Source organism: Flavobacterium rhamnosiphilum (assembly GCF_004349195.1).
GTDB classification, from domain to species: Bacteria; Bacteroidota; Bacteroidia; order Flavobacteriales; family Flavobacteriaceae; genus Flavobacterium; species Flavobacterium rhamnosiphilum.
Window position 1 is genome coordinate 417,438 of sequence record NZ_SMLG01000001.1, and the last position, 13,847, is coordinate 431,284.

At 35.8% G+C, this 13,847-nt stretch carries 9 protein-coding genes; 6 read left to right on the plus strand and 3 right to left on the minus strand.

Features of this window, described 5'->3' with window-relative positions; all coding sequences use genetic code 11:
• Positions 1–66 precede the first annotated feature (66 nt).
• From E0I26_RS01795 to E0I26_RS01820, 6 genes are all read left to right on the plus strand, one after another.
• A complete protein-coding gene (locus E0I26_RS01795) occupies positions 67–3,717 on the plus strand; it encodes a UvrD-helicase domain-containing protein (protein WP_131914785.1) in 3,651 nt (1,216 codons plus the stop codon).
• A gap of 49 nt (positions 3,718–3,766) precedes the next feature.
• Complete coding sequence (kbl, locus tag E0I26_RS01800) at positions 3,767–4,960, plus strand: glycine C-acetyltransferase (protein WP_131914786.1); 1,194 nt, start codon at positions 3,767–3,769, stop codon at positions 4,958–4,960.
• 133 nt (positions 4,961–5,093) lie between these two features.
• Positions 5,094–6,527: an OmpA family protein gene (locus tag E0I26_RS01805; RefSeq protein WP_131914787.1), complete on the plus strand. Its 1,434-nt coding sequence runs from the start codon at positions 5,094–5,096 to the stop codon at positions 6,525–6,527.
• A gap of 65 nt (positions 6,528–6,592) precedes the next feature.
• Positions 6,593–9,358 (plus strand): PD-(D/E)XK nuclease family protein, encoded by a 2,766-nt coding sequence (locus E0I26_RS01810; RefSeq protein ID WP_131914788.1) that lies wholly within the window; start codon positions 6,593–6,595, stop codon positions 9,356–9,358.
• Positions 9,359–9,412: 54 nt separating this feature from the next.
• Entirely contained in the window at positions 9,413–9,664 is a 252-nt protein-coding gene (locus tag E0I26_RS01815; protein WP_165929388.1) for a hypothetical protein, read from the plus strand.
• The gene (locus tag E0I26_RS01820; protein ID WP_131914790.1) at positions 9,661–10,332 is read left to right on the plus strand and encodes an ATP-binding cassette domain-containing protein; all 672 of its coding nucleotides are present in this window, start codon (positions 9,661–9,663) and stop codon (positions 10,330–10,332) included. The genes E0I26_RS01815 and E0I26_RS01820 overlap by 4 nt, the downstream gene beginning before the upstream one ends.
• On the opposite strand, the gene E0I26_RS01825 is transcribed toward E0I26_RS01820, so the two are convergent.
• From E0I26_RS01825 to E0I26_RS01835, 3 genes are all read right to left on the minus strand, one after another.
• Entirely contained in the window at positions 10,329–11,111 is a 783-nt protein-coding gene (locus E0I26_RS01825) for an alpha/beta fold hydrolase (protein WP_131914791.1), read from the minus strand. The two genes, E0I26_RS01820 and E0I26_RS01825, sit on opposite strands and share 4 nt — an antisense overlap.
• 286 nt (positions 11,112–11,397) lie before the next feature.
• Positions 11,398–12,198, minus strand: coding sequence for a TIGR00266 family protein (locus E0I26_RS01830; protein ID WP_131914792.1), 801 nt, complete (start codon positions 12,196–12,198; stop codon positions 11,398–11,400).
• Positions 12,199–12,452: 254 nt separating this feature from the next.
• Positions 12,453–13,745, minus strand: a complete 1,293-nt coding sequence (locus E0I26_RS01835) for an aminopeptidase P family protein (protein WP_131914793.1) — start codon at positions 13,743–13,745, stop codon at positions 12,453–12,455.
• Between the last annotated feature and the right edge of the window lie 102 nt (positions 13,746–13,847).

Sequence of the window (13,847 nt, forward strand, 5' to 3'; positions counted from 1 at the left end):
ACAAACTAATTCCGCTTTGTCTCCCTTCCCATTGGGGAGGGTTGGGGAGGGGAAAACATAAAACTCATGCAAAGACCTTCATTCTCTATATACGACGCCTCGGCCGGATCCGGAAAAACCTATGCGCTTGTCAAAGAATACCTAAAAATTATCCTTGTCGCGCCAAAAAATGATGCTTATCGGAACATTCTCGCCATTACGTTTACCAACAAAGCGGTACACGAAATGAAAAGCCGAATTGTGGGCAGTCTCTCTGAATTTGCTAAAGACGAACCAGCGCAAAAAGCACAGGATTTAATGCAGGATTTGGCCATAGATACGGAATTGTCTATTATTCAAATCAAAACCAAGTCACAGCAAATTATCAAGCATATTATTCACAATTATGCCGCTTTTGATATTTCTACCATCGATAAATTTACGCATAAAGTGATTCGTGCTTTTGCGCACGATTTGAATTTACCCATGACTTTTGAAGTCACATTGGATACTGAAAATTTATTAATTGAAGCCGTCGATGCCATTATTGCCCAAGCCGGAGAAGATGAAACATTAACTAAGCTGTTAATAGATTTCACGATGGAAAAAACCGATGACGATAAATCTTGGGACATTTCACGAGAGATTCTCGAAACCGGTCGGTTGGTTTTAAACGAAAATAATAGAAATGAAATCACTCATTTTCAAGACAAATCCATAGCTGAATTTGTCGAAATAAAAAACAAATTGGCAGAAGCCTGCAAAGTTTTGGAAAAAGAAAGTGTTGTTTTTGCGGAAGAAGCATTATCATTAATTGATAAAAACGGAATTGACACTAAATCCTTTTCGGCAGGACATTTTCCAAAACATTTGTTGAGTATTCAAGAAGGAAAATTCAATCCAAAAAATAAAACCTATCACGAATTTGATGATATAAAAATCAATAAAACGGCAAAAGACCGAGCGATTATTGAAAACATTGTCCCAGATTTATTGCAATTTCTAGATAAAGTTTACAAAACTTTCGAAAAAATAAATTTCTATAAAGCGTTCTTGAAAAACATTACGCCACTATCATTGTTAAATACCGTAAGCAATGAATTAGCCAAAATTCAGGAAGAACAAAATGTACTTTCCATTTCCGAATTTAATGCGATTATTCATCGTGAGATTCAAAATCAGCCAGCACCTTTTATATACGAACGATTGGGCGAGCGCTACCGTCATTTTTTCATTGATGAATTTCAGGATACGTCCGAAATGCAATGGCAGAACCTGATTCCGCTGATTGACAATGCACTTTCGGGTCAGGATGACTTTGGTGTAAAAGGAACTTTGATGATTGTGGGCGATCCGAAACAATCCATTTACAGATGGCGTGGCGGAAAAGCGGAACAGTTTATTGAATTGAGTAAAGATCAAAATCCGTTCAATAATCCCGATAAAAAACTCGAACATTTAGATAAAAATTACCGTTCTTATTCTCAGATAATCGAATTCAATAATGATTTTTTTAAATTGTTGTCTAATGAATTTGAGCATTTGGATTATAAAGATTTGTATGAAAATCACAGCCATCAAAAAACCAATGATAAAACTGGTGGTTATGTAAATATTTCATTCATTCCAAAAGTAGAAACTTCAGAAGAAGATGAAGAAATGTTGGATAAAACGGATTTATATGTCTTAGCGACTTTAAATACCATTCAAAAATCCGTTCAAAAAGGCTTTCAATACAAAGATATTGTGATTCTGACTAGAAAACGAGACCAAGGAATTGCAATTGCTAATTATTTGACGGAGCAAGGGATTCCACTTTTGTCATCGGAAACATTAATGATTCAAAATGCCACCGAAGTCCGATTGATTATTCATTTATTAAAATACCTGAAAAACAGTTCTGATTTGGAATCCAAAGCAAATTTTCTTCAATATTTAGCACAAAACAGTCAGGATAAATTACCGATTCACGATTTTATTGCCCAAGGAATGGCGTTATTTCAGGAAACTGATTTCGAAAATTGGCTGATGAGTTTCGATGTTTCGCTTTCGTTTCAAAACATTAGGAAAAAATCTTTGTATGAGGCGGTTGAAACTATAATAGCAAAATTCCTCTCCCCAGCCCTCTCCAAAGGAAAGGGTGGCGGTGTGTTTAATCGTGTGGATAAAAATGACCTTATTGAATCAGATAAATTAGGGTACATGACAGGCGGAAATTATTCTCATCTTTTAATTGAAAAAGCAAAAGAGATGCGAAAAGAGCCAACACATGCTGAAAAAATTCTTTGGATGGAGCTTAAATCTAAATCACTAGAAGATTATAAATTCAGGCAACAACATTTGATAGATGATTTTATTGTTGATTTTGTTTGTTTGTCAAAAAAATTGGTTGTTGAAGTTGATGGCGATTATCATTTTGCTGAAGAACAAGTTCAGTTAGATAATAATAGAACAATTACTCTAAATAAATTAGGATATAAAGTTATTCGATTTACAAATGAGCAAGTTACAAAGAACATTTCAGAGGTTTTAAAAAGAATACAAGAAGAATTAATTCTACAAGAAATTTTTCTAAATTCCAGTTCTCCAGTTATGGCTCCCTCCCCTTCGGGGAGGGTCGGGGAGGGGAATGCCTACGTTCAATATTTTCTAGATATTGTTTTAGAACGAGACATTCGCAACCAAGCAGGGATTTCGGACTTCTTAAATTTCTGGGATAAAAATGCGGAGAAATTCAGTATTCCATCTCCGGAAGGGACTAATGCAGTTCGGATTATGACGATTCATAAGTCGAAAGGATTGGAATTTCCGGTTGTGATTTTTCCTTTTGCCGAGGAAGATTACAACAGAAAACCCAAAGATAAATTATGGCTTAATGCAGAGGAACAGGATTTTGGTTTGCCTAAGGTTTTAATCGACAACAGCAGTGCGGTGGAAGGATTTGGAGAAGAAGCCGCTGAGGTTTACAATCAAAAGAAACAGGAAGAATTATTGGATAACATCAATGTTTTGTATGTGGCTTTGACCCGAGCTGAAGAGCAGTTGTATGTGATTTCGAACATGAATTTATCCAGTAAAGGCGAAATTCCAAAAAATAATATGTGTAGCTTTTTTATTAATTATTTGGGTAATAAAGGCGAATTTGATGAAAATAAATTGGAGTATGAATTTGGAAATGCAACGAAATTATCTTCAGAGAAACAGCACGTAGATACTTCAAAAACGATTCCTTTGGTTGCAGAAATTCTAAATCCTAAGAATATAAAAATTGCGCAACGGGAAGCATTAATGTGGGGAACGCACCAGCAGGAGGCTATAGAATACGGAAATGTGATTCACGAAATTCTATCTTTCATAAAAACAAAAGCTGATGTGGATTTAGCAATTACAAAATCTATCGAGAGCGGATTAATCACTTTTAGCCAAAAAGAAACAGTTTTTAAAACTATTCAGGAAATTGTTAATCATAGTGAACTTTCAACTTATTTTTCTGAGGGAAATGAAATTATGAATGAACAAACCATCATTCAGAAAGAAGGAAAAACAATCAAACCAGACCGAATGGTTGTGACCAAAGAAAAAGACGTGTTTCTGTTAGATTATAAAACAGGAATTCACAATTCAAAATACCAATTGCAATTAGAGAATTATCAACATGCGATTGAATTAATGGGATTTAAAGTGGTAAAAAAAGCACTAGTATATATAGGTTTGTCAATCGATGTAGTACATTTGTAGCCAAAAACTAAAAACTAAAAACTTTAAACCTTAAACTTTTAACAAAATTATGTACGGGAAAATACAACAACATCTGCAGTCAGAACTTCAAACGATTGTAGACAACGGAATTTTTAAATCAGAAAGAATTATCACTTCACCACAAGGAGCAGAAATCACTATTTCTACAGGAGAAACGGTTTTGAATTTTTGTGCCAATAACTATCTGGGGTTGTCTTCGCATCCAGAGGTGATTCAGGCAGCAAAAGATGCTTTGGATACACATGGTTTCGGAATGTCATCAGTACGTTTTATTTGTGGAACTCAGGATATTCATAAAACATTGGAGAAAAAGATTTCTGAATTTTACGGGACAGAAGACACGATTCTTTATGCTGCAGCATTTGATGCGAATGGAGGGGTTTTCGAGCCGTTATTAGGAGATCAAGATTGCATTATTTCTGACAGTTTGAATCATGCTTCCATTATTGATGGGGTTCGTTTGTGTAAAGCAGCACGTTATCGTTATGAAAATAGCAATATGGAAGATTTAGAAAAGCAGTTGATTAAGGCTACAGAAGCTGGAACTCGTTTTAAATTAATTGTTACGGACGGTGTTTTCTCTATGGATGGGGTTGTAGCGCCATTAGATAAAATTTGTGATTTAGCTGATAAATATGATGCTATGGTCATGGTTGATGAATGTCATGCTGCTGGATTTATTGGTGCAACCGGAAAAGGGACGCTCGAGGCAAAAGGTGTGATGGGAAGAGTAGATATCATTACAGGAACATTAGGGAAAGCGCTTGGTGGTGCTATGGGTGGTTATACTACTGCCAAAAAAGAAATTATCGAAATATTGCGTCAACGTTCCAGACCTTATTTGTTTTCAAATTCATTGGCGCCTGCTATTGTTGGAGCTTCCATAAAAGTTTTTGAAATATTAGATAGAGATACCGTTTTACGTGATAAATTAGAATGGAATACGAATTATTTCAAGGAAGGAATGAAAAAAGCTGGTTTTGATATCATTGATGGTGATTCGGCAATCGTTCCTGTCATGTTGTATGATGCTAAATTATCTCAGACTATGGCAAATGAGTTGTTGAAAAAGGGAATTTATGTCATAGGATTCTTTTTTCCAGTGGTGCCAAAAGATAAAGCTAGGATTAGAGTGCAATTATCGGCAGCTCACACAAAAGGCCATTTAGACAAGGCTATCAGTGCTTTTGTTGAAGTTGGGAGAATGTTAAATGTTGTATAATTTCGATTTGAAGTTGTATAATTTCCACTTTTAGGGATTTTTATAGGTTTTTTTTAACATTTAGTTTTGTAGTTAAAAATTTACGCATTACTTTTGTTTATAATTAACTAAATCGTAATTAAAAAAATTAAGTATGAAACATCTTAAAAAACTTTTACTTGCTGTGATGATGGTGATGGGTCTAAGCTCTCACGCACAAGACAGTAACAATCCATGGGCTATCTCTTTTGGAGTTAATGCCGTTGATACTAAAACCAGTGCTGGTGGAGGGAAAAATTGGGCAGATCGCCATTTTTCTCAACCATTTGCAGTTAAAGACAACTGGAACATTCTTCCTTCAGTATCGTACCTTAGTGTATTTAGAAACGTAGGAGATAATTTCTCTTTTGGACTTACAGGTTCTGTGAACAAGATTGACAAATATGTGAAATTTGCTCCAACTGCAGTTGGTCATGATTCTCGTGGATATGTTGTATCTAACCCAGGTGATTTGATGTACTACGGTGTTGATGCAACTATCAAATATAGTTTGATGAATTTGATTGGTTCAAAAGTTGTTGATCCATCTCTTTCTGTTGGTGGTGGTTATACTTTTTTTGGAGACAGTAGCTACGGAACTTTAAATCCAGGTGCTGGTTTAACTTTTTGGTTTACTGAGAATGTTGGATTAGAACTTGCTACAAAATATAAAAAATCTTTTGGTGATAGAGAAGATGCTTCTGGAACTCCAGATGCTCCATCACATTTTCAACACTCAGCTGGTATTGTCTTCAAATTTGGAGGTAAAGATACAGACGGTGATGGAATTTATGACAAAGATGATGCTTGTCCAGAAGTTGCTGGTTTAAAAGAATTCAACGGATGTCCTGATACTGATGGAGATGGAATCCAAGATAGTGCTGATGCTTGTCCAGAAGTTGCTGGTTTAGCTGCATTAAACGGATGTCCTGATACAGACGGAGATGGAATTGCTGATAAAGATGATGCTTGTCCAGAAGTTGCTGGTTTAGCTGCATTGAAAGGTTGTCCAGATGCTGACGGAGATGGAGTAGCTGATAAAGATGACAAATGTCCTACTGTTGCAGGTCCAAAAGAAAACGCAGGTTGTCCTTGGCCAGATACTGATGGAGATGGTGTTTTAGACAAAGATGATAAATGTCCAGACGTAAGAGGTACTGTTGCTAATCAAGGTTGTCCAGAAGTTTCAGAAGAAGTTATGAAAACTTTAAATAACTATGGTAAAATAATCTTGTTTGATTCTGGTAAATCTACTTTCCAAAAAGGAACTTACACAGTTTTACAATCAATCACTTCTATCTTAAAAGAATATCCTTATTCTAAATTTATGGTTGAAGGTCACACAGATAGCGATGGTGCTAATTTAATGAACCAAACTTTATCTGAAAACAGAGCTGCTGCAGTTAAAAACTATTTAATTGAAAACGGAATTGCTACTGACAGACTTAGATCTACAGGTTTTGGAGAAACTAAACCAATTGCAACTAATAAAACTGCAAAAGGTAAAGCAATGAACAGAAGAGTTGAAATATCTTTGATTAAAGAATAATTTCTTTCTAAAATATTTATGGAAAACGCCTCGATTTATCGGGGCGTTTTTTTTATTTTTATAAAATGACAAATACTTCTTTTTTAGATAAAATAGCTTCGGTTTTAATCGAAAATTACTCGGACAATCTTTCCAATACGATTGTAGTTTTACCAAACAAACGAGCCAAAATATTCCTGATTGAAGCGTTAAAAAATCAAGTTACAGCAAATATACTTTCTCCCGAAATTATAAGTATTGAAGATTTTGTTCAAAACATAGCCGGTATCCGTACCATAGATCCCATTGAACTATTATTTGAATTCTACGAAGTCTACTTGTCTATTACTGATAAAGCAAACCAACAATCTTTTGAATTGTTTGCCAATTGGGCTAAAACATTGTTACAGGACTTTAATGAAATTGATCGCTATTTGTTAGAACCATCCCATGTTCTTTCGTATTTGAAAGATATTGAAGACATCAAAAAGTGGGGAATTGAAGTCGAAAACAAAACTGTATTATTAGAAAAATATATCGATTTTTGGAAATTACTGCCCAATTACTATCAATCACTTTATACTCATTTACTGAATAAAGGAATCGGTTATCAGGGATTAATTTATCGTGAAGCGGTAAACAATTTAAACCATTTTTCGAATTCTGTACAAAATAAACAATTCCTGTTTGCCGGTTTTAATGCATTAAATGCAGCAGAAGAAAAAATAATCCAGCACCTTATCGCTTCTGATCAGGCCAAAATATATTGGGACGTAGACCAAACCTTTCTCAATGATCCGTATCACGATGCAGGACTCTTTGTGCGACGTTTCAAAGAAAGTTGGAAACATTATAAACTGCATCCGTTTGAATGGATTGTAAATGATTTTTCGCAGACAAAAAACATTCAGGTTATTGGTACACCCAAAACAATTGGTCAAGCCAAAATAGCCGGAAGCATTATCGAAAATATCATCAATGAAAATCCAGAAGGGAAACTGGATAAAGTAGCTGTGGTTCTGGGAGAGGAAAATCTTTTGGTTCCGCTTTTATATTCGTTACCGTCAAGCGTTGGCGCTTTGAATATCACGATGGGGTATTCGAGTAAGAATAATCCAGCGCAGATTTTGATTGCCAAATTATTCAAAATGCACACGAATGCGTTGTCCAGAAATGCTAAAAGTTATGTGTTGTATTACAAAGATGTATTGGATATTTTGACCCATCCTTTGGTGGAACCGTATGCGAAAACCAGCGCGCTTGTCCATACCATCAATCAAAATAATTATACCTTTATTACGCACCATAAATTGATGGAATTGAATACAATTCCGAGCGAATTGTTTCTTTTATTATTTCAAAAATGGGAAAAGGGTTCGATTCCGGTATTAGAGACTATTTCTAAATTATTGCAAACCATAAAAGAAAATTTAAGTAACGATAACGAGGAAGAAAAAATTACGAAAGCTTTTGTTTTTGCCATTTTCAAAGTAATTAATAAACTGATTAATTACTATTCAAAGCACGAACATATCGATAAAATAGAAACGCTTTATGCCATTTACAAACAAGTAATTGATTTAGCGGAAGTTTCTTTTGAAGGTGAACCGTTGAATGGTTTGCAGATTATGGGAGTGTTAGAAAGCCGTGTTTTGGATTTTGACACCGTTATTGTCACTTCGATGAATGAAGGGAAATTTCCGGCGGGAAAATCGCAAAACTCGTTTATTCCGTATGATGTGAAACGCGAACTGGGTTTGCCGACATTCAAAGAAAAAGATGCGATTTATACCTATCATTTCTATCATTTGTTGCAACGCGCCAAAAACATCTACTTGCTGTATAATACGGAGAGTGAAGGATTGGATGCGGGTGAAAAAAGCCGATTCATAACCCAACTGGAAGTCGAAAAGCAGGTTAATCATACGCTAACGCATGAAATTTATAATGCGGTTTTACCCGAAACAGCGTATCAACCTATGGTAATTCCAAAATCGGAAAGTGTGATGCTGCGACTGAAAGAAATTGCTGAAAAAGGGTTTTCTCCATCGGCATTGACGAGTTATATTAGGAATCCAATTCAGTTTTATTTCCAGAAGATTTTGCGCATCAGCGAAGTCGAAGAAGTTGAGGAAAATATTGCCTTGAATACGTTGGGAACCATTATCCACGAAACATTAGAAGTTTTGTATACTCCATTTATTGGTAAATTTATTTCTGAAAGTGATATTTTAAACTGTTTCAAGCAAATAGACGCTGAGGTTTTGAAACAATTCAAAATCATTTATAAAGAAGGTGAAATCAAAAAAGGTCGGAATTTATTGGCGTTTGAAGTAGCCAAACGTAATGTTTCTAATTTTTTGAAAGTGGAACTGGAAAGTATTAAAAACGGCGATGCAATAAAAATTTTGCATCTGGAAAAACCTTGCGAAAGAGTTTTAGAGCATGTTAGCTTACCATTTCCAATTAAGATTGCAGGAAAAGTAGACAGAATTGAAGAACGCAACGGAATCATTCGAATTATCGATTACAAAACGGGTAAAGTAGAAAAAGCAAGTGTCACTTTGAAATCCTGGAAAGGATTAACCGAAGATATTAAAAGCGACAAAATTATTCAGGTTTTGGCGTATGCTTACATGTATGAACACGAAGCAAAAGGCAAACCAATTGAAGCGGGAATTATCTCTTTCAAGAATTTAAAAGCAGGTTTTCTTCCGTTTAATTTTAAAGAAGACAAAGAGATAAATTCTATTATCAATGAAGAAATTTTGAATAATTATTTAGAGCAAATGGTGCTGCTATTAAGCGAAATTTTAGATGAGAATATTCCTTTTGAAGAGAAAATAATTTAAATAGAATTCACAATCAGAAAATTAGCCAACATTTTTGAGTTTTACAAAAGTACTTTGACGATAAACGTGTCAATAAGCGCTTTGGCATGGGTTTTTGGAGGATTTGAAACCTTCAAATATGTGCTTATTATTTTTGGTTTCTGTATCAGTATTTTGATAAAAGAAGTGAATGCTAAAAATGAATACCTGTTTTATTACAACAACGGAATCTCTAAATTGCATCTATTCATCTATGGTTTTCTAATGAATTTTGTTTTTTCGTTGGTGCTGATTTTAGTCATTAATATAGTATTGAAATTCGTATGACTAAAAGTGTTTTAGAAGTGGACAGTGTTCAAAAACAATATGATGGAAAAATCATAGTTTCTGATGTGTATTTGAAATGTGAAACAGCCGATATTATTGGTGTTTTAGGAAGAAATGGTTCCGGAAAATCGACTTTATTAAAAATCATTTTCGGAATTGTAACAGCCGATTTTAAGTTTGTTCGAGTTGATGGCATAGTGAAATCAAAAACCAGCGATTTGCTAAATGAAATCAGTTACTTGCCTCAGGATAATTTTATTCCAAATTCATTTTCGATAAAAAAGACAATTCGATTGTCAATTGCCAAAGAGAAATTGCAGGATTTTTATGCAGATGAAATGATCCAATCGATGTTGGACAAAAAAATAAAGCATTTGTCCGGCGGAGAATTACGGTATTTAGAAATTAAATTAATCCTGAATAACGCGTCAAAATTTGTTTTGCTGGACGAACCTTATAATGGTTTGTCACCCATAATGATTGAAAAGATAAATGGATTAATCACTGTAATGTCTAGTGTAAAAGGCATCATTATCACGGATCATAATTATGAAAATGTGATTAAAGTTTCCACAAAACTGGCGCTGATGAAAGAAGGAAAAATGCACCACTTAAAAGACAAAAGCGAATTGGTTGAAAAAGGGTATTTGAAATCAGGAATGATTTAGATGCTTTTGAAAAAAGCCAACAATACGATCAATAATTGGTCTTGGTTCTCAATATGACTCATGTGTCCGTCCGGAAAAGTCACCAGTTTCATAGCTGTGTTTTCTATCTGTTCTTTAGTTTCTTCGTAATTTAAAACTGGATCTTTTTCACCCAGAATCAATAATTTTGGATAAGGTGTAAGATGCAACAATACTTCCCGATCTTGTCGTATTTTCATTCCTTCCAGTGACGCGACAATTCCTTGTAATGGTGTTTTTAGAGCTTCTTTTTTTACGCTTTCAATTTCTGACGAAAGTCGTTCTCTGTTGGATTCGCTGAATAAGTTTGCGATAGAAAGCGAAACAAAATTCATAAAAGATTGTTTTACCGCTTTAATAGCTCTATCCCGATTTGTTTTTCGTTCCTCGCTGTCGGCTTTTGCGGTCGAGTTTAATAAAACCAATCCTTTTATCGTGTCAGGATATAATTCGGCGAAAGCCAAAGCCACATAACCGCCCATAGAATGCCCGACAAAAATGGCTTTTCGGATGCGTAGTTCCGATAAAACAGCGTGAACTGCATCAGCATTATCTTCCATTGTTTGTACGTAACTCAAACATTCCGTTTCGCCATGTCCCAATAAATCTATAGTGATGACGCGGTTTTTTTTAGCAAACTCCGGAATGTAAAAATCCCACATGCCTTTGTTTTCCAAGAAACCATGAAGCAAGACAATAGCGGTTCCTTTCCCGGTATCGGAGTAGGAGATGTTGGTGTTTTTAAAGAGAATTTGTTTCACTTTTTTAGTTTTGTTTTGAGCGACTGCAAAATTAGGACTTTAATTTTTTTTAAACCATGTAAGTCATATAAGTTATTATAGGTTTTTAGAATTGTTGTGCTATACTAAACGAAAAAACACGAACTAAAATTTAGAAAATCCTTATATAGAATAATTGAACAAAATGTCATATCAACCAGGTAAGAATATAAGTTTATTTATAGCATTACTACTATATGTTTATATGACTTATATGGTTAAAAAAAACGGCTCCCATTTCTGAAAGCCGTTTGTAATTATTTAAATTTTAAAATCGTCTGTCGCCATCAATAAGACTTCCTAATCCACCTAATAAACTGCCTTCGTCGCGACTATTTCCGCCAGCTCTTGGAGCTGATGCGATTATTCTGTCGGCGAGTCGGCTGAAAGGCAAGGATTGTACATAAACCGTTCCCGGACCGCGAAGCGTGGCGTAAAATAATCCTTCGCCACCAAAAATAGAATTCTTGATTCCGCCAATAAATTCAATATCATAATCGACATCTTTGGTAAAACCTACGATGCAACCGGTGTCGACTTTTAAGATTTCGCCTGCTGCTAATTCTTTTTTGGCTAATGTTCCGCCGGTATGTACGAATGCCAGACCGTCGCCTTCTATTTTTTGCATGATGAAACCTTCGCCGCCAAACAATCCACGACCGAGTTTTTTAGAGAATTCAATCCCCACAGAAACGCCTTTGGCAGCGCAGAGAAAAGAATCTTTTTGGCAAATGAATTTTCCGCCAAATTGCGTCAAGTCAATTGGGATAATTTTCCCGGGATACGGTGAGGCAAAGGAAACTTTGCTTTTGGTATTGTTTTGATTAATGAACGCAGTCATAAAAAGACTTTCGCCCGTCAGGACTCTTTTTCCGGCGCTTAAAAGCTTGCCGAACAATCCGTTTTCCTGTCCGGAACCGTCTCCAAAAATGGTTTCCATTTGGATATTATTGTCCATCATCATAAAACTTCCCGCTTCGGCAATTACAATTTCCTGTGGGTCTAATTCTATTTCCACATATTGCATTTCCTCGCCGTAAATGTGGTAGTCTATTTCGTGTGCTTGCATGGTTTCTGTACTTTAAGTTTTTTAAATAAGTCGAAAGGGTGATTATAAAGTTACAGATTTAAGATGGAATTACAGATTTTCTCGTTGAAGCGCGCAAGGGATAATAGCGGAAAGCCCACAGTGCCGCATTTTTTGCGGTGCGAGGACTTATAGCGAATAGCCCGACGCAGCTGGAGTTTACGGAAGCTGGGTTGCGCCCAAAAAAAATCGGTTCACATTGCTGTAAACCGATTTCGTTGTGTGTATTTAAGGAATTAACTGTTCATTAATTCTTCGATTTCGTCCACTTCAATTGGGATGTTGCGCATCATATTGAATGGTTCGCCGCTTTCCTGAACGATAATGTTATCTTCCAGACGGATTCCGAAACCTTCAGCAGGAATGTAAATTCCAGGCTCTACGGTGAACACCATATTGGCTTGCATTGGCTCGGTCAGGATTCCGTAATCGTGCGTGTCCAATCCCATGTGATGCGATGTTCCGTGCATGAAATATTTTTTGTAAGCGGGCCATTCCGGTTTTTCGTTTTGCACATCGGCTTTGTCAATAAGACCCAAACCTAACAGTTCTGAAGTCATTAATTTCCCTACTTCGATATGGTATTGTTTCCAAAGTGTTCCTGTTGTCAGCATTTTGGTCGCTTCATTTTTTACACGCAATACCGCATTGTACACTTCTTTTTGTCTTTTGGTATATTTTCCTGAAACTGGAATTGTTCGTGTCATATCACTGGAATAATTTGCATATTCAGCCGCAACATCCAGTAAAATCAAATCGCCGGCTTTGCTTTGTTGGTTGTTTTCGATGTAGTGCAAAACATTGGCATTGTTTCCAGAAGCGATAATTGGCGTGTAAGCGAAACCTCTGGAACGGTTACGAATGAATTCATGAATCAACTCGGCTTCGATTTCGTATTCGGTCACGTTTGGTTTCACGAAAGGTAATAATCTTCTAAAACCAAGTTCAGTAATGTTGCAGGCTTTTTGGATTAAATCCAATTCTTCGGTTTCTTTTACAGAACGAAGGCGTTGCAATATCGGGTTGCTTTTTGCGACAGCATGTGCCGGATATTTCTCTTTCCACCATTTTACAAAACGGGCTTCACGCGTTTCGGTTTCTACTGTAGCACGGTAATGCTCGTTTGTATTGATGTAAATCGTGTCAGCGTGCGTCATCATTTCGAATAAGACTTTCTCAAATTCCTGCAACCAATACACGGTTCTGATTCCTGTTACTTCAAAAGCACGCTCTTTAGTCAGTTTTTCGCCTTCCCAAATCGCAATGTGTTCGCTGGTTTCTTTTAAGAATACCATTTCTCTTTGGTGCTCGTAAGGCGCATCCGGAAAAAGCAATAAAATGCTTTCTTCCTGATCTACTCCGCTTAAATAAAAGATGTCGCGGTGTTGTGCAAATGGCAAAGTACTATCGGCAGAAACAGGATAAATATCATTAGAATTGAAAACAGCAACGCTTTTTGGCTTCATTTGAGCCATGAATTTTTCTCTATTTTTTATAAATAAATCTCGGTCAATTTGATGGTATTTCATTTGTTAATTTTTATTGTTTTTTATGGGTCAAATGTAATTCGCATAGCGCTAGTATTTGTATTTATACCATTTCTCTCCATGCTCATGTCATAACAATTCGTT